Source organism: bacterium, from assembly GCA_009926305.1.
Taxonomy (GTDB): Bacteria; Bdellovibrionota_C; UBA2361; order UBA2361; family RFPC01; genus RFPC01.
In genome coordinates, this window is sequence record RFPC01000032.1 from 1 (window position 1) to 16,042 (window position 16,042).

The following is a 16,042-nucleotide window of genomic DNA, read 5'->3' on the forward strand; positions in this document are numbered from 1 at the left end:
AGCGCCGCTACTTTAGGTATTCCAAGCAAGCAACAAACTGTAACGCTTACTCAATTCAGTTCCTGCCGTTTGTTAGACAACGCTTCGCGAGCCATTCAACGTTTGGCGCATCGGTTTTGCCCAAATGCAAAATCTGATGACGATTATTGTTATTTCTTGAACATACTATCAAAAATCTACAAGAAACATTTCTCTAAAATTTTCGATTAAAGGAGTAGGAGTCTTCTTTTCTCTAAATACTAGGAGTGGAATGGGCACAAGAAAGACAAAAAATGACGTATCGAAGCACCTCGGGGTCCAACAAAGCATAATCAGCGTACGAGGACAGAGGGTGATCATAGATGCCGATTTAGCGAAGCTCTATGGAACCAGCACCAAGCGGCTAAAGGAGCAGCTAAAAAGAAATTCAGATCGATTTCCAGAGGATTTTGTTTTCGAGTTAACCAAGGCGGAAACGTCAGAGGTGGTCGCAAAATGCGACCACCTTGAAAAACTGAAGTATTCAAGGGTATTGCCCCTAGCTTTTACCGAGCACGGAGCCGTTATGGCAGCGAATGTCTTGAATAGCCAGATAGCGATAAAGACGAGCATTATGGTCGTGCGAGCCTTCATTAGAGCTCGTGAAATCTTGGCCGAGCACTTGGAGTTAAAGAGACGCCTCGACAGACTTGAACAAAGAGTTGCCAAAGGGTTTCAGGATAATGAAGAGGAATTGCAAGCAATAAGATTCGCGATTCAACAACTTATGGAACCGCCGGAACCTAAAACCAAAAAGCCGTTGGGGTTCGGTCGAGAGAAGTAACGGTGTAAGCCAGCGGGCGCAGCGCCGCTGAGCTTGTTTGTTATATCCCCCAGTTACCTAAGAGTCGACAAAGTCCCACTCGAAATCCCACGGCATTTCGGACAGTAACTGCCTTAAACGAGGAGGCTGGAGTGAAGAAAGGTCATCCGATTTAAGGTCAATCCAGCGCATTGTTCGGTCTTCTTCGTTAGAAGATATTCCTTCCGGATTTGATGCTGAGACCTCAAAGAAATGGTTTAGACAACTATCGCTCCCTTTGTCAGTGTCCCAGCGATGACCAATTTTTCCAAGATATCGCCCGACAACGAAGGACGAACCCTGTAGCTCCTCCGAGAGTTCTCTTTCGAGGGTAATGTTGAGAGATTCTTCCCCATCGACGGTGCCTCCGGGGAGAAAGCAAATGTTTTTCGGCGAGAACCATTCAACCAGGATCCTATCGTCCCGCAGTATTAACGCCCTAGTAGAAGTTGTTCGATATTCAGCCATCATCTTCGGGGATATAACGGTAAGACGCAGGGGGCGAAAATTGCGCCAGCAATTTGAGCTCCCTCTGACGTCATTTGTTATCCAGCCTACTACTCCGGAATTCCCGGAACAAGTGCGGCTAGAGCTACCGCAACTGTGCAATTCACGGCCAATCCAACGACCGCCCTCTTGCGAGAAGGCACGGTCGAAAAAAACTTTGCCCGAACAAGAAAGACCAAAGGGACGACGCAACCTAAGATGAGCCACTCTACAAGCAGATTGGCAAGACTCTTAGATACTCCGAGGTTATCGGATATCCAATACGATGGGTTCCACAAGGCTAAGGGCAATATAAAGTTCAACAAATCAAGCCGGAAGTATTCCACCGATTTTCTGGTAAAAAAATAGATCGCTCCGCCCAACAGAAGTGATGGCACAAAGAAGAAGATCGAAAAAGTAATAAATGTCATACGAATTATCTAAATGCGGTATATCATATTAAACAACTGACACTTTTGCACGTTAACACCGCTGAAGATAGCGTCTTCTTGACCAAATTAATCAATATAAATCAAACCTTTATCCTCCATTGGCTTATTAAATACTGAATTAATGATTTCACAAAACCGTGCATTCCTGTCTCAAGTTCCCGGAATTTAATATGCAACTTTTCAGCAAACCACCCGAATTACTACCGAAGTGCTGTGAAAGTTGAGAGGAGTTAGGGTGCAGAGGGGAAGTAAGCCAGGTGGTTTTGTTGCCACGGTCAGAAGAACTATTCGAAGCCGACAATTGAGCTACTCGACTGAGAAGAATTATATTCACTGGATTAAGCGCTTTATTCGCTATCATGGTATGAAGCATCCAGAGAAAATGGGATCTGATGAGGTTGCTGAATACTTAGGCTACCTTGCTGATGAGAAGACTCGAATTCTGGTGCGTGCCGTGAAGCGCAATGAAGACCGATTCCCCACAGATTTCATGTTTCAGTTAGAAGATCGAGAGGTTGTAGCTTTGAGATCTTTGAGATCCCAAATTGGGATCTCAAAGAAAGGCCCCAGTAAGCAGGTGCCCAGTAAGCAGGTGCCACCATCTTTCTTAGAAGTTAGTTATTTAAGTTTTCCCAGCACTCTCTGAGCGGATGTGCTTCGAATTTGGGCGCGGGTGGTAGCGTTCACTCGCTAATCCCCTGACTTTTGGTAGTGGTAGGAGAACCCTAGATATACCTCTCCTGTGTTTACGGATTTAGGCGGGAATAATAGAGATAACAGGACGAAAAGAGCTGGTCCTTGGAGCCTCTCTGAAGAGGTGGCTTAAAGGTCAAACTTCAGCTACCTCAAAAACAGGAAAGTGGCAATGCAGCATCCATCAGTCCCTCCATCAGCACTCGAATGCACTCCGTTCGGTGACTCAACCCCCAACAGGTATTGCCAGGACCGGTAACATCCCTTGTGTAATCAGCTTTTAACTTTGCCTACCTGTCGCAGAGAATTGACAATAACTACCCCCTTCCAGCAAGTCTTTTCATGGCATTACAGATTATTATGTTTCACGGTCTAGCATTTAAGCCACAACACCATAGAGGATGAATCTAAGAGGAGTATTGGACTATGGTGAATTTTGATGATCGCTCGAATAAAATCCCGGAACCAGACCCTGTATCGGGGATTCTATTTTCCAGTGTAATGAATAACCCTCAGGCAGCGCAGTTAATCAAGGCGGTTATCGGAGATCTTTCAGAGCTAGTAATGAAGAGAGGCGGGCGTTTAAACATTATTACTGAAGGCCCAGAGCAAGGAATCACAGTTGAAGCCGACGGCGAAGTATTCAGAATAACCCCTTGTAGCTCTACGGACCCTGAAGAGGCAGCTATCCAGAATCATGAGCATCGACTCATTCAAGACGGTAAGATAGAAGATCCGATAGCCGTTCATATATCAACGTTACGGAACTTGCTTATTGTGGATAGTAAGTTAAAAGGCCGCTAGTTCTACTGGAGTGTTGCAGGAATAGAAGATGACAGAGGATATGTTTTCACGAAAATTTCCCAACACTACCGATGGAATAGTGGCAGATTTTCGAGCTGCTATGGAGCGGCTTGAGCTTGGAGACTATGCCCGAGCTTTGGGTAAGCAGGCAGCGACAAAAATGGCACTTCCATCTGAGTTTGCGGGGTCTCTCGGAAATATCAAAATATTAGGGATTACTGACGATCACAGTCAGTGTTCTTTGGACTATATCCACTACAGCAAATATAGAATTCTTTTGAGGTCTTTCGAGTCGACTTTAAGCCTATTCTCTGAAAACGTTTGAAAGATTGCTTTAACTCTGGAAGGAATCGGTCAAGATCGCCACTCGGAAATGCTTTCACTAAAAGAGCACCTCCACTTTTGAGCACTTGTGTGCTCACCCAAAATGCCAGCTCTACAGAGTGGGCTGTTCCTGCCTGGTCAACTTCTTTGATCCCAGTATGCTTCGGGGACATATCTGAGATCACCACATCAAATTTTCCTCCAGCAATCTCCTCTGCCTGCTGAAGAATCTCTTCGTCGCGAACGTCCCCCTCAAAGAGTGAGACTTGCGGATGGGGAAGAGGCTCTGTTCGCACCAGGTCAATTCCAACCACCTTTCCCTTCGGCCCAACCCGTTTTGCTGCCACCTGAACCCAGCCCCCAGGCCAACAGCCGAGGTCTAGCACCCTCGCCCCCGGTCGTAACAATGAAAATTTCTGCTCAAGCTCCTTTAACTTAAAGGCCGCCCGCGACCGATACCCTTCGGCCTTCGCTTGTTGATAGTATGAATCTTTTCTATTATAAGCCATTTCAATATGTTACATTATCAAATTCTATTTTACTTCTAGTACGAAAAATATTGATATCACCATTCTTCTCTGATATAGAATAAATATAGAAGTTGCCGACTCACTGAAGTCAAGATAGCACACTTCACCACCTTACTCAGCAGTCTGTAAGGAACTCTTTCGCTTTCTGATCAAGTTTTTCTTGGACAGAGCAGTAAATAGAGGGCTGTTAACACAGCAGTGAATAGAGAGCTGTTAACACAGCAGGAAGAGTGGGCGATTGGCGATTCATTTGGTTACTACAATAGGGGGTTTCTGATGGTTACTACTTTACGCTTCTCAAACATATACTCTTTGGCGCGCGTCTCTTGGATAAATAGCCGTTTCATTCGTTCTATCCTGCTTGCCATCGGTGGGCTCTTTGCGCTGTGGATGCTACGAGATACTACTGGCATCTCCACTATTGAGCTCTCCTCACTCATGTTCGGAAGTGATCCATCCAGTGCAGGCGCACAGAAGGGTTTAATACTTTCAGAGCTCAATTCGCTTGTAAGCGGGGACCTCCTTATCGGATTACAAGCTACGGTACTTCTTCTCACACTCTCACACCTGATTGGCGATCTTCCACACACTCCGACTTCTCATTCACACATCTCAGAACTTCAATTTATCAAAAAGCAGGGGGATATTATGGCAAGCAAAATGATACCAGGCGAGAATTTCAGCAATACCAATGGCTCTATATCGGCACGCTCTCCGTTTTTTATCGTACCGAAGCGCTCCCTCTTGCGTCAGCAAACAACAGCAAAGGGACTCTCTGAGGGATGGCTCTCACGCTTTTCGAAAGCATGTCCCTTCGGTAAGACTTCCGCTCGAGGTCTTATCTCTCCAAGTCACTGATAAAAGGGAATCAAAAAGCGGAAATAGAACGCTTGGAAAAGGGCACCATTTCACTCACAAGAGGAGCGACCTAGTTGTGTATGAGCCGTTTTGTGATGCTCCCCCTTTGTTTTGATGATTTTTTACTCCGCACTTCAAACCAAGCGAAAGAGAGGCTATGGTATTTCAAAAGCTCTCGTCCTAACAACTAAAAGAGCGCAACAAACAAGGACTGCCGTTGAGTTCGAATGCTATAACGATACCTCGCTATCTTGAGACCCTAAACGATCAACAACTGAAAGCTGCGCTGCACTTTGAAGGCCCGATTCTTATTCTTGCCGGCGCAGGTTCTGGCAAAACTCGGGTACTTACCCATCGAGTGGCTCACCTCATCGACTACTATGGGGTAGAACCTCGCTCTATACTCGCTGTTACTTTTACCAATAAAGCAGCTGGAGAGATGAAGCGTCGTCTCATTGAACTCCTCGGCGATAGAGGGGAGCGAGTGACTGCTTCTACCTTCCACTCGCTTGGGCTGAGGATTCTTAGGCGGCATGCATCCCTTCTTGGATACACCTCAGACTTCGCTGTCTACGATCAGCAAGATGCAAAAGCGCTTATTAAAGAGATTGCACATCGGCTTCGAGTTGACGAGAACCGATTCTCCATTCCTTTTCTTCAGAGTGCCATCGAATCAGCAAAGAATAAGTGCATGACTCCCGAACAATATGCTGATGCTACCGCCCAATACTCTGACTCAATCGTAAGTGATGTCTATCATCACTATCAGAGCGAACTGATTAAAAACAATGCCATGGACTTCTCGGACCTTCTCTTCAATACACTGCTCTTATTCACGCAACATAAAGAGGTGCTGAGAAAATATCAGAACGACCTGCAATTTATCCTCGTTGATGAGTTTCAAGATACAAATGATATTCAGTATAAAATCATCCGGCTGCTTGCAGCTCCTCAAAACAACCTACTTGCTGTTGGCGACGATGATCAATCAATTTACGCCTTTAGAGGTGCAACGATTGAAAACATCCTCCACTTTGAGCGTGACTTTACAGGAGCGAAGGTTGTCTCACTTGAGCAAAACTACCGCTCAACGCAAACGATTCTTGATGCCGCAAATGCCGTTATTGCAAAAAATCCAGAACGTCGTGCCAAGACCCTCTGGACCGAATCGGAGACAGGGTCTCCTATTCGAGGCTATGTAGGATTTGATGAAAACGATGAGGCGCACTTTATCGCTCGAGAAGTTGAATCACTCCAAAAAACAGGACGCTCCCTATCTGAAATAGCCATATTCTATCGCACGAACGCTCAGTCTCGAGCTATAGAAGATGCTCTTATGGCAGCTGCTATCCCTTATCGAATTTATGGAGGCCTAAAGTTCTATGACCGTAAGGAGATAAAAGATATTCTTGCATACTTAAAACTTGCGATTAATGAGCTTGATAACTCCTCTTTTCTGAGATGTGTAAACACTCCGCCTCGGGGCATCGGGCCAAAAAGTGTCGAACAGATTCGACAAATCGCAGAGCAAGAAAGCTGTTCGCTGTATCAAGCCGCTGTTGATATGGGAAGTGGCGGAAAGGGGCTGACAAGCTTTCTTCAACTCATCGAACGAATCCAAAAGGCGGCCGTAACCGAACCACTGTACGAGCTCATTCAACTTGTAATTGAAGAGTCGGGATACTCGGCAAAGCTCCGTTCTATGAAAGATGTTACCGCGCACTCCCGACTCGAAAACCTCGACGAATTAAAAAATGTTGCGGTCGGAATGACTTTCGTTGCCGAGAATCCAATGGCAGACCTGAGGAGCTTCCTCGATAAAGTCTCCCTGACAAGCTCTGAGGAGCTTCCGAAGGAAGAGGCAAAAGATCGAGAAGAAGAAGCAGTGCCTGACACCGTATCCATGATGACGCTTCATCTCGCAAAGGGATTAGAGTTTCCAGTCGTCTTTCTTACCGGTCTTGAAGAAGGTTCTCTTCCGCACTACCGATCGCTTGAAAGTGAGTTTGAGCTCTCAGAAGAAAGACGGTTATGCTATGTCGGAATGACTCGCGCCATGGAGCAGCTCTACCTCTCTAGGGCAGAACGAAGGGGGATGTTCTCTGGTGGAGGACAGAGTGGAGGTGGTTTTTCGGCACGAGAAACAAGTCGCTTTGTATTTGATATTCCAGAAGCGTGTCTTGAGGAAGATTCAAGACACTTCGCCTCATCAGGTGGAATGTTTAGTAATATCCATTATGAGTATCGTGATGAGCTTACCTTCGAGGAAGTTCAATCCCTGAAAGAAGCACGGCAAACTCAGAAAAGCCAAAAGCGAATGAAGCCGGCGACGGTAAAAGCCGCTGATGACCTTGAGGATAATGGAATGTGTCTTCGAGAGTTTGAAAAACTCCCGCAGGCGACTCTTCCCGAACTTGAGGAAGGCACGCAGGTAATCCACAGGCTCTTCGGAAAGGGACGAGTTGCAGACATTGATGAGATTCATCCCGAAGATCCAGGACGGGCGAAGATAACGATTCAGTTCGAGAACTTCGAGCTCCCCAAAAAACTCATTTTTCGACATGCGAAACTCGCGCTCTCTTAACCCCGTTGCGGCACCCGCCGAAGGGTTTACTCGGAAGACGTTATTCCGTCTCTAAAGTACCGAAACATATGGGCTTATCTTCGCCAAGCCTCTGACGGTGCATGCGATGGAGCGCTCTTCCGCCCCCTCCTTTCAGTCCGAGCGACTATTATTTGAGTAAGGCTCAGAAATAGCGTTTCCTGTACCGAGGAATCATAAGGGGTGTGTATGGTTGCAATGAGTCTAAACGATCCAGATCTTAATAACCTACCAAACGAGGAGGAGTGTCTTTCTGCTCCGGACGAACCGTTACGATATCTTAATATACACCGGATCAACCCAAAGAATCCCGCTCGGTCAGTTCAACCGCTTGCGGTAGCAATCGTGCTGCAAATAGAAAGTTCCGAATCAGAGCAAACACTTCATGAGTTCGCAAACAATGCTTCGAGTGCAGTGAATGATAAAATTATCCAGCACTTTGAAGAGTTTTGGAAACAATCCTCTTTTCTCCCTTCAGACTCGGAGCTCTCTCCCTATATCAAGACTCTTGAAAGCCTTGATCAGAATTCACGCGAGCAGGTAAAAGCAACTATTGAAATTCAAGCGGAACGATTACTCCGTATCATGATGCGGAATCAGGTAGAGCTCGCGAACTTGAAGAATCAGCAAGAGGAGTACGTCTAGCGGTAGGCTCAGAATAGCTGGCATAGCTCGCGCATGCAGCAGCGCCACTATTCCATTTCATCAAACTTCTTCAACATATTCTGGTAACCACCCGTCCCAGCACTCAACCACTTCGAGATACGAGCGATAGTCGTTGAGCTTAGACCGGTTTCCCTCTCGATGTGCGAATACGAGAGCTTCTGATGCAACATTCGGGCGACTTGCCACCGCATCGCAAACTCTCTTAGCTCATTTTCGGTGAGCAGATCTCTTAAAAATGATTTTGCATCAGATTCTGACTCTAACAGGAGAAGCGCCTTGAGAAGATCAACAACTGAAGAGTTTTGCCAAAGATCATCTGAGGTTTTAGCCATAAGAGTTTCCCCTCTTCCGCTTTCTCCGTCACAGAAAAAGCTCGATTAAAAAGCTGCAGTTTCTATTTTGAATTTTCATTGCGGTTGAGTCTAGAAGAATCATGGGAACAGGAGAACGCTATTCTAACTCTGCCAGTCGAGCTCTTCAGCAAGTGCGTCCCGAAACCAAGATTGCTGTGCCGTAATTAACTTGAAATGGTAATCAAGGTCTTCACTTGAAATCCCAGAAGCTCCAAGGGTTGCGCTAAGGACGAGAAAGTAACCAACAAGACTCAGCTTAATTCCAACAAGCCCATCAGCAATTTCAAGTGCTGCAGGCAATAACTCGTGGCACCCTCGTATCGGCACAATAGCCACATTTACTCCCATATAGATTGTTGTCTCAGCTGGGCGCTTCAGTCCCTCCGCGAGCACTTCGAGCTCCTCACCATCGCCAAGGGACAGCATCCACTGGGCAGTCTCGCTATTTTTTTCGCGAGCACAAACATCTGGATCAAACCCTCTTCGAGTGATGAATTCTTCGATTATGCGGACGGGATCCTTCCCACCTGGAATCTGCCGGATATCAGCGGTACGAAACTTTTTAATTTTTCCCATGGCTCAAACCGTACCGCACTCCCTAGCAGCAAACAATAAGAACGTGCTCTTATGCCAAAAGACTGCTAGCGGTGATACGGAATGTGATTTTGCAACGCATAGACCCGGTAGAGCTGCTCGATGAGAACGACCCGAGCTAGCTGGTATGGCATCGTCATCTTTGACAACGACAGCGAGTGCTGAACTGAGCGCTTCAGCTCATCACTCCATCCCTGCGGACCCCCAATGGCAAAAACCATCCTCTGTGCTCCTTCGCGTGAGACGATACGAAGAAGCTGCTGAAAGCCTTGCGTGGTATGCTCTTTCCCCCCTTCATCAAGGAGAATAAGGGTCTGACTTGGATCGAGCGACTTCTGGAGCAACTCTGAATGATACCGGCACTGCTCGCTCGGTGAGTGCTTTAAGAACTTCTCTCCACCCAGCTCACGCACTCCTACTTTCCACGAGCTGGAGAATCGCTTCAGATATTCCTGCTCTAACGCCAGAAAAGAAGAATCCTTCGTTTTGCAAAGGGCTGTAATCTGAATTTCCACGAACATCTCCTATAACTCCATAGTATTATTAACCAAAAAAAATTAAAAAAAACCCTCAAGTTTTTATTTCGCCATGTCGACCTGCCTCATGTAGAGATTTTTACCACAAAACAGGTAAAAGTTTCTTGTAGAAAGGATTCTTGTGTTTTCGCTAGGGACGGCAAATCGCAGAGATGTGCAGAAGAGATGTAACGTATAACCCCCAACGCATGTGGAGTCTACTCCACTTGTCGAACTATCAAACACGAGGTGTGTCATGAATTCTAACTCCATTGATAACAGGCTGCGTCTATCGCAAGCCCTTAATCCATACAAAAACTCAGCTTCACAAACAGAGAAACAAGCAAAAGGAGCCACTCTTTCATCCGAGCCATCGTCGACTGCTGATGCAGTGAAAAGTACTATAGACTCTCGGCTCAAAGAGTCAGAGCGAACGCTCTCCTCCGGACGAACGCTGGAGCAGGTAAAGGATTTAGTCCGCTCTGGACAATACTTTGCCCAAACTGCTACGAAGTCGATAGCAGAGGCGCTTCAAAGAGATCTGCTCGGAGGCTAAAGCTGCTCTTCAAGGTCGCCAATGACATCGTAAGATAGTCATGTAAAAAAAGATGGTGATATCTGATTGTTGGGTATCTGATTGTTTGGGGAATTAAAAACTCCACAAGCTTCTTAATCGGAGCGCTCCCGTAATTGAGACTCGCTCAAGGTTAGGCTGGTATCTGAATTTAGCTCAAAATTGGCCCAGTTAAATTTATCTCCATTTGGGGTATAGATCACCAAATCGTATCTTCCTGGTTCAAGCTGTATGAGCTCGCCCAGGGCTGCTGACGCTATGAGTTTATCAGTGCTGGCATGCTCGAAGATAGCGATCTTGCCTTCAGCTACGCTACTGGAGTTAGATAGAGCAGATCGAAGCACCTGTGCAAGCTCTCGTTGATCGTTCGCAGGGAAGTATCTGCCCACGCATGATAGGTATTCACTTGAGGTGTTATCGAGATCAAAGCCAACGACAAAGCTGCGAGTTATTAGCCCTTTTTTAGCCAATTCTGAAGCCACTTTGCAGGGATCACCCCCACAGCTTTCTATTCCATCCGTAATTATAATCAGTGATGCTTTTGAATTGGGGGCAAAATCGAGTTGGGCTTGCTCTAGTGAGTATGCTAGCGGGGTATAGCCGCTAGGTTTTAGTCCCTGTATCGCTGCAACGATCTCAGAGGCAGAATGCTTTTCCATAGGCAGCAAAAGCTTAGAGTCTCTACAATCCCGAAGCGTCCGATCCCTCATTCCATACGCTCTGAGCGCCAATTGAAACTTGTCTAAAGGGAGTTCTTGAATTACTTCAGCGAGGACCTGTTTTGCGATATCAATCTTCGCTACACCATCTATCTGGCCCCACATACTGTTTGAAAGATCTAGTATAATCTCTACCTGTGGTTTGTCGGCGGTGCCTTGGTTCGAAGGTGATTTTTCGGAGCTCGTGGAGGATTGCTCTACCGTATTGGAGGCGGTGATCTGCAAGGAGAAGTTCACCAGCTCACTGTTGTTTTTTCTGATTCTCGCACCGTTGAAATTCGGTAGAGTGCCATCAACTCTTTTTTGTTCCGTTAAAAAAGCCTGCTCCCCATCATTCTCAGAACCCTCTCGTTCCTGCCTCTCTGGCAGCTCAATAATAATCTCACCCGAGCCAGCTTCCCTATCCTCCGCGCTCAGATCTAAATCTGCAACATTGATAGACCTGGTTTTTAGATCGATATTAAGTGTTCGCTCTCCAGATGGAATGGCAATAGATTCGGTGCGGCCATCGGCTCGGGTTGTCGTTCTCGTCCAACTACACTCAAATTCATAGCTACCTGGATTTAAGTAGATCTGCTCTCCATTAAAAACTGCTCCTGCTAGCTCTGAATCAACTGCGCTACCAGTGAGCTCTGAGCTTTTTGTGTTATACACTCGGCAGATACTATGGGGGAGGGGTGAGCCGCCATCAAAAGTATTGACCGTCACAGCTGCCATGGGTAGGGCTAGCTCTAACTCACGCCTTTGGTCCCCAGAGACATATTGAGAGCGAAGCCAGATGTCGTTGTTGAGGTTCCCCTTTTTAAATGAGACCTTTATGTCGTAGATGCCTTGTTCAACGACCAGTCGGCTTCCGCCTAATGAAGTAGGCAGTGCCTTCCTGTCATCGCCCACTGCAAAAAGCGTCCACTTCGTATCGTAGTTCGCCTTAGCCGAGTTGTTGGTGAAATCGAACCGAATTGAAGCAAGTGTTAGGTCAAAAACACTCTCAATAATCTGATCTCTGTCTAGATTGACCCCCCGCATCCACTGCTGGCGAGTAACGGCCCCATCTTTAAATCTAAACTTTAGATCATAGACACCCACCGGAATCTTCGACTTACTCGAGCCATACTTAAAAAACAGGGGAGAGCTATCTGATTCTCCGGGTGTGTGAAAATAAACTCGGGTATCAGTAGCGATAGAATCACCGTTAGAGGTTTTGATTTCAAAGCTAATCTCTACCTGATCGCAGTATCCCTCGACTGGGAGTTGAATGAGCAAAACGGTCAAAAGGTTGAGTAAGAATAGTATATATTTCATAGGTATTACTGTAATCGAAACCAAGCCAGGTCAATGAAGTCCGATTGACGCCCTAGCCCATCCTTGAGAGGAACAAAAAAAGCGTAACCCTTTCGCATGTTAGGGGCATCATCGGTAATTATTGCAAAGCCGCCACTGGAGAGCCTACTCCACCGATTACGATCGATGGTCCCCTTTGGGTTAATTTTTTGTATTGCGAGGAGATTTCTCCCCGTGTATCCGCCCGGTGTCAAAAGGGTCATGAATCCATGTGTTCGGTGTAGATTATAAAAACCGATTGAGTTGGTGCTACCTGATGGCATCTGTATCTGAAGTAGTGCGTTGTACTTGCTCGATTGTCCTAATACACCAAATGCATTGCCTGGTGCACCGGGCATGGGACCAACTTTAAAGCCATTTGAGAACGAGTTATTTGCTATTACAAAGTCATTCGCGATAGCGGGATCTGCTTGACCGACGCAGCTTAGGTACGCATTGGTGTCGATAAACTCAAGCGCTCTTAAGAAGTTCAGCTTTGCGAAGCTAAGCAGATCCTCTTTTGGTATTTCTCCCGGTTGCACAGAAGAGAGCGCCTGGCAGATCGGGTGAGTAGATGGTGGAGCGTTAGGGGTGTAGAAGATCTGAACATAAGTGGCGATATCTTCCTTGGCACTTTTTGCTCCGTAAGGCTCTGCAAATCCAGCGCTGATAGCTGCTAATTGATCGGGATAGACACAGTTATAATCGGTTTTGTTGTACTGCGCTGCATACTGCGAGTGAACTTTGTTAGCTGAGAACTGCAGCTGCTGCCAGGTGGTAGTTAGCGCCAACAAACCTGTATGAAGCTTCTCTCTGATTCGTTTGATCTGTTGCTCTAGCGATGGCGGGAGTTTCTGTCGATCTATGCCCACTTGCACTCGATCCAAAAGATTGTGATAGGCATGAATAGATTCATGGGCCAAGGTCGATGCAATCTGTGAGGGGGGAGTTGGAATGGGCTGTAATTCAGGAGATAACGAGTCAGCATTTAACATGATCTGATTGCCATAGGTAATCCCTCGGAGGATACCGGTGTTGGTTTGGCCGTCGCAGCTCTGTCCTGTCGCCACACCGGAGCCCTCTAGGTGCAATACACCAATTCTGGCGATGGCACTGAGTTGCACTGAACTGAGATTGTTAAGCGCCGTATACAACGAGTTGATCCAATAAGGATCTGTTAGGGGATCGATCTTTTCGATCGGATAGGAGAACGATCCATTTGCAAAATATGATGGGAGTGAGTCAGGTGAGGTAACAAAGTCGATATGGGGAAACGCCGATCGAAGATCTGATAGGGATGGGGAGGAGGCAAAGGCGCTCGGCAATTCAAGTGGTAACTTTGCGCTTTTCTCGTTTAAATCGGAGGTGAATTTGTCTTCCAGATCTGAGCGGGGATAACTCGCGAGCAGCACTCCTTGAGGAGAGTAGAGTTGAACAACATCAAAATCAGCTATCCATGGAAGATATGCTATCGCCGAAGAGGAAAGATCTTTCGTATTAGAGAAAAATTTACCATCTGAGCTTTCAAACTCAAGGGTGACTTGATGGCTGAAATTAAACAGGGATGCGCTTTTTGTAGTTTCTCCATCAACGAGAGCGATGATATATCCATCCGGAGATGGAGTAGGGATTATGTTGGTGTCTATTAGTGCTGTAGATACTATCTGGGGAGCCTCGGTTCCTGGTAAAAGCTCTACTCGTAGATAACGTTTCTGTTCTGCAGTAAATTGTTCTGATTCCTTTCGCTCAATGCTCCAAGGATTCGATTCTCGAGAATTATCAAACCAGGGCAGATATTGAACTAAGATCCAACCAAGGATGGTGCCAAGTATTATGAGAGTTACGCGAGCTTTCACCCCCTAATAGTGCGATATTTTGCTCAGTTCAAACACCCCGAGAATTGGGGTGCCGGTAGCTTGAAAGATTTACCTTTTGCGCAGGAGGAGCATACCTTTAAGCAAACCAGCTATGAGAAAGAAGCGCCCAGTAATCAAGTACCGGTTGATATCCTCGATGGGGAGAACAGCGAATTGAAAAGAAAAGCTTCCTCCACCTCAAAGGAAAGTGACACCTGTGAATCTGGAAAGGACGTGCTCTCGTTATGATTTCCCTTGGAATTTTTTCAAATTCTCCCGAGTTTCTGGTGAGAGAGCAAGACGCGCTGCATACTGCGCTCGTGAATGGAGCAATGCCTCCCAGTCGTCCGTCCCCTGCCAAGCAATCTCTTTAATTCGCTGCATCGCCTCTGCAGAACGAGAGGCAAGCTGCGTTGTGAGTTCACCAACGGCAGCATCGAGAGCATCACCCTTTGATGAGACGACTCGAGAATAGAGCCCCCGTTGCAATGCCCACGAGGCTTCATGCCACTCGGCGCTAAGCGCAAGTTCTTCAAAAGCACTCACTCCGAGCTTCCGTATCAAGGGCTGTGAAATAACAAATGGTCCAAACCCCAAAGCGAGTTCGCTCAAGCGAACACTTGCGCTCTCTTGAGCGATACTATAATCAGCGGCTGCGATCAGCCCGAGGGCTCCCCCAACGGCCTTTCCTTGCACTCGAACAACGATACACTTTGGGACATTCCTCATCGCAAGGATCACCCGAGCAAATCCAAGGAAATATTCTGTGGCTTCTTCCTGCGTTTTTAGAGTCAGCAATTCATCGAATGAAGCACCTGCACAAAACGCTTTTTGCCCACTGCTCTTCAGCAGGATGACTTTTACCGCAGGATCGGCGCCACATTGCTGAACGCACTTTGTCAGCTCTTGTAACTGCAAAGATGAAAGTGAGTTCGCCTTCGGATGAGAGAAAGAGACGATTCCAACTCCTGCTTCGTTTGTTACCTGCACTCCCTCTTCACTCATAGCTGCCCCCCTTCAACGATGAATAGTTTCTAATAAGGAACTCTGGAACCTCGCCCCGCTTTCCGCCCTTTGAGTTAATTGCACGCTTTGCATCGACCTCATCAAGAGAATAGTCACGGTAGAGTTCTCGGACTGAAGCGATGCCGGCATTTGAAAGGAGAAACTTCACTCCTCGCTCATGAAGTTGATCACACACGGCCTTCAGTCTCACTTGGTCCTCCCAAGAGAAATCCTTGTCTGTATAGCTTGTAAAATCTGCAGAAGCGGAAACAGGTGGGTAGGGAGGATCTAAATACACAAAGTCACCCTCAGCGACTCGATCCAACAACGTCTCAAAAGGTCCTACGTGAAATTCTACTTCTTGCAAAACATCAGAGCATGCTTTGAGATTCTCATAATCCACAATTTTTGGATTCGCATAACGCCCAAAGGGGGTATTAAAAAATCCAGAGCGATTTACTCGGTATAGCCCATTGAAGCACGTTTTGTTCAGGTAAATGAGGCGTGCTGCTCGAACATACTTCGGAAGAATCTGAAACTCGGGCGTTCTGTCGAGGCTCCGAATTCGATAGTATTCTTTCTCTTCATATTTATATTGCTCAAGCCAATCAAGAAGCGCCGGCAGCTCATCGCGGACACTCTCATAACAAGAGATAAGCTCTTCATTAAGATCCGCAAGGATTGCTCTTTGTGGTCTGAGCCCAAAGAAAACTGCACCTCCTCCGATAAATGGCTCATGATAGGTGCCATATTCTGCTGGAGCCCTCTGAAGGATCTCCCCCAGCAACTGCCTTTTCCCGCCTGCCCACTTCAGGAAGGGCCGACAGAGCGAAGGGGTTTCTTCCTCTTTTTTCAGTGCTGACTCAGACAT

At 46.7% G+C, this 16,042-nt stretch carries 18 protein-coding genes; 8 read left to right on the top strand and 10 right to left on the bottom strand.

Annotated features, from left to right (window positions below; genetic code table 11):
- Nucleotides 1–250 precede the first annotated feature (250 nt).
- Nucleotides 251–802 carry an ORF6N domain-containing protein gene (locus EBR25_06805; GenBank protein NBW40700.1) on the top strand — a complete coding sequence of 184 codons (552 nt, stop codon included), beginning with the start codon at nucleotides 251–253 and terminating at the stop codon, nucleotides 800–802.
- Between the two features lie 57 nt (nucleotides 803–859).
- Here the strand turns inward: EBR25_06805 and EBR25_06810 are convergent, their stop codons facing one another.
- Both EBR25_06810 and EBR25_06815 read right to left on the bottom strand, forming a co-directional pair.
- Complete coding sequence (locus EBR25_06810) at nucleotides 860–1,291, bottom strand: NUDIX domain-containing protein (GenBank protein ID NBW40701.1); 432 nt, start codon at nucleotides 1,289–1,291, stop codon at nucleotides 860–862.
- Between the two features lie 86 nt (nucleotides 1,292–1,377).
- A complete protein-coding gene (locus tag EBR25_06815) occupies nucleotides 1,378–1,737 on the bottom strand; it encodes a hypothetical protein (protein ID NBW40702.1) in 360 nt (119 codons plus the stop codon).
- Nucleotides 1,738–1,978: 241 nt separating this feature from the next.
- Here EBR25_06815 and EBR25_06820 point away from each other — a divergent pair, with 241 nt between their 5' ends.
- Nucleotides 1,979–2,404: a hypothetical protein gene (locus EBR25_06820; protein ID NBW40703.1), complete on the top strand. Its 426-nt coding sequence runs from the start codon at nucleotides 1,979–1,981 to the stop codon at nucleotides 2,402–2,404.
- Between the two features lie 473 nt (nucleotides 2,405–2,877).
- Nucleotides 2,878–3,255: a hypothetical protein gene (locus EBR25_06825; GenBank protein ID NBW40704.1), complete on the top strand. Its 378-nt coding sequence runs from the start codon at nucleotides 2,878–2,880 to the stop codon at nucleotides 3,253–3,255.
- A 215-nt stretch (nucleotides 3,256–3,470) separates the two neighbouring features.
- Here the strand turns inward: EBR25_06825 and EBR25_06830 are convergent, their stop codons facing one another.
- A complete protein-coding gene (locus EBR25_06830) occupies nucleotides 3,471–4,088 on the bottom strand; it encodes an RlmE family RNA methyltransferase (GenBank protein ID NBW40705.1) in 618 nt (205 codons plus the stop codon).
- A 219-nt stretch (nucleotides 4,089–4,307) separates the two neighbouring features.
- On the opposite strand from EBR25_06830, the gene EBR25_06835 reads away from it, so the two are divergent.
- From EBR25_06835 to EBR25_06845, 3 genes are all read left to right on the top strand, one after another.
- Entirely contained in the window at nucleotides 4,308–4,967 is a 660-nt protein-coding gene (locus EBR25_06835; protein NBW40706.1) for a hypothetical protein, read from the top strand.
- Between the two features lie 217 nt (nucleotides 4,968–5,184).
- Nucleotides 5,185–7,551 carry an ATP-dependent DNA helicase PcrA gene (locus EBR25_06840; protein ID NBW40707.1) on the top strand — a complete coding sequence of 789 codons (2,367 nt, stop codon included), beginning with the start codon at nucleotides 5,185–5,187 and terminating at the stop codon, nucleotides 7,549–7,551.
- 207 nt (nucleotides 7,552–7,758) lie between these two features.
- Nucleotides 7,759–8,214, top strand: coding sequence for a hypothetical protein (locus EBR25_06845; protein NBW40708.1), 456 nt, complete (start codon nucleotides 7,759–7,761; stop codon nucleotides 8,212–8,214).
- 47 nt (nucleotides 8,215–8,261) lie between these two features.
- Here EBR25_06845 and EBR25_06850 read toward each other — a convergent pair whose 3' ends face one another.
- From EBR25_06850 to EBR25_06860, 3 genes are all read right to left on the bottom strand, one after another.
- On the bottom strand, nucleotides 8,262–8,567 hold the full coding sequence (locus EBR25_06850; protein NBW40709.1) for a hypothetical protein: 306 nt from the start codon (nucleotides 8,565–8,567) through the stop codon (nucleotides 8,262–8,264).
- Nucleotides 8,568–8,690: 123 nt separating this feature from the next.
- Nucleotides 8,691–9,164: a hypothetical protein gene (locus tag EBR25_06855; protein ID NBW40710.1), complete on the bottom strand. Its 474-nt coding sequence runs from the start codon at nucleotides 9,162–9,164 to the stop codon at nucleotides 8,691–8,693.
- Between the two features lie 65 nt (nucleotides 9,165–9,229).
- The gene (locus EBR25_06860) at nucleotides 9,230–9,703 is read right to left on the bottom strand and encodes a 23S rRNA (pseudouridine(1915)-N(3))-methyltransferase RlmH (GenBank protein NBW40711.1); all 474 of its coding nucleotides are present in this window, start codon (nucleotides 9,701–9,703) and stop codon (nucleotides 9,230–9,232) included.
- Between the two features lie 250 nt (nucleotides 9,704–9,953).
- On the opposite strand from EBR25_06860, the gene EBR25_06865 reads away from it, so the two are divergent.
- Nucleotides 9,954–10,253, top strand: coding sequence for a hypothetical protein (locus EBR25_06865; GenBank protein ID NBW40712.1), 300 nt, complete (start codon nucleotides 9,954–9,956; stop codon nucleotides 10,251–10,253).
- Nucleotides 10,254–10,366: 113 nt separating this feature from the next.
- On the opposite strand, the gene EBR25_06870 is transcribed toward EBR25_06865, so the two are convergent.
- Both EBR25_06870 and EBR25_06875 read right to left on the bottom strand, forming a co-directional pair.
- On the bottom strand, nucleotides 10,367–12,292 hold the full coding sequence (locus EBR25_06870; GenBank protein ID NBW40713.1) for a VWA domain-containing protein: 1,926 nt from the start codon (nucleotides 12,290–12,292) through the stop codon (nucleotides 10,367–10,369).
- Between the two features lie 5 nt (nucleotides 12,293–12,297).
- Nucleotides 12,298–14,166 carry a hypothetical protein gene (locus tag EBR25_06875; GenBank protein NBW40714.1) on the bottom strand — a complete coding sequence of 623 codons (1,869 nt, stop codon included), beginning with the start codon at nucleotides 14,164–14,166 and terminating at the stop codon, nucleotides 12,298–12,300.
- Nucleotides 14,167–14,175: 9 nt separating this feature from the next.
- Between EBR25_06875 and EBR25_06880 the strand changes: the two genes are divergently transcribed.
- Entirely contained in the window at nucleotides 14,176–14,415 is a 240-nt protein-coding gene (locus EBR25_06880) for a hypothetical protein (protein NBW40715.1), read from the top strand.
- On the opposite strand, the gene EBR25_06885 is transcribed toward EBR25_06880, so the two are convergent.
- Entirely contained in the window at nucleotides 14,410–15,171 is a 762-nt protein-coding gene (locus tag EBR25_06885) for an enoyl-CoA hydratase/isomerase family protein (protein NBW40716.1), read from the bottom strand. The two genes, EBR25_06880 and EBR25_06885, sit on opposite strands and share 6 nt — an antisense overlap.
- Nucleotides 15,164–16,042 carry a DNA adenine methylase gene (locus EBR25_06890; GenBank protein NBW40717.1) on the bottom strand — a complete coding sequence of 293 codons (879 nt, stop codon included), beginning with the start codon at nucleotides 16,040–16,042 and terminating at the stop codon, nucleotides 15,164–15,166. The genes EBR25_06885 and EBR25_06890 overlap by 8 nt, the downstream gene beginning before the upstream one ends.

Bases quoted from the DNA above. Each gene is read 5' to 3' on its own strand.
- EBR25_06805 (NBW40700.1), top strand. From the start codon at position 251: ATGGGCACAAGAAAGACAAAAAATGACGTATCGAAGCACCTCGGGGTC.
- EBR25_06810 (NBW40701.1), bottom strand. From the start codon at position 1,291: ATGATGGCTGAATATCGAACAACTTCTACTAGGGCGTTAATACTGCGG.
- EBR25_06815 (NBW40702.1), bottom strand. From the start codon at position 1,737: ATGACATTTATTACTTTTTCGATCTTCTTCTTTGTGCCATCACTTCTG.
- EBR25_06825 (NBW40704.1), top strand. From the start codon at position 2,878: ATGGTGAATTTTGATGATCGCTCGAATAAAATCCCGGAACCAGACCCT.
- EBR25_06830 (NBW40705.1), bottom strand. From the start codon at position 4,088: ATGGCTTATAATAGAAAAGATTCATACTATCAACAAGCGAAGGCCGAA.
- EBR25_06845 (NBW40708.1), top strand. From the start codon at position 7,759: ATGGTTGCAATGAGTCTAAACGATCCAGATCTTAATAACCTACCAAAC.
- EBR25_06850 (NBW40709.1), bottom strand. From the start codon at position 8,567: ATGGCTAAAACCTCAGATGATCTTTGGCAAAACTCTTCAGTTGTTGAT.
- EBR25_06855 (NBW40710.1), bottom strand. From the start codon at position 9,164: ATGGGAAAAATTAAAAAGTTTCGTACCGCTGATATCCGGCAGATTCCA.
- EBR25_06860 (NBW40711.1), bottom strand. From the start codon at position 9,703: ATGTTCGTGGAAATTCAGATTACAGCCCTTTGCAAAACGAAGGATTCT.
- EBR25_06865 (NBW40712.1), top strand. From the start codon at position 9,954: ATGAATTCTAACTCCATTGATAACAGGCTGCGTCTATCGCAAGCCCTT.
- EBR25_06870 (NBW40713.1), bottom strand. From the start codon at position 12,292: ATGAAATATATACTATTCTTACTCAACCTTTTGACCGTTTTGCTCATT.
- EBR25_06885 (NBW40716.1), bottom strand. From the start codon at position 15,171: ATGAGTGAAGAGGGAGTGCAGGTAACAAACGAAGCAGGAGTTGGAATC.
- EBR25_06890 (NBW40717.1), bottom strand. From the start codon at position 16,042: ATGTCTGAGTCAGCACTGAAAAAAGAGGAAGAAACCCCTTCGCTCTGT.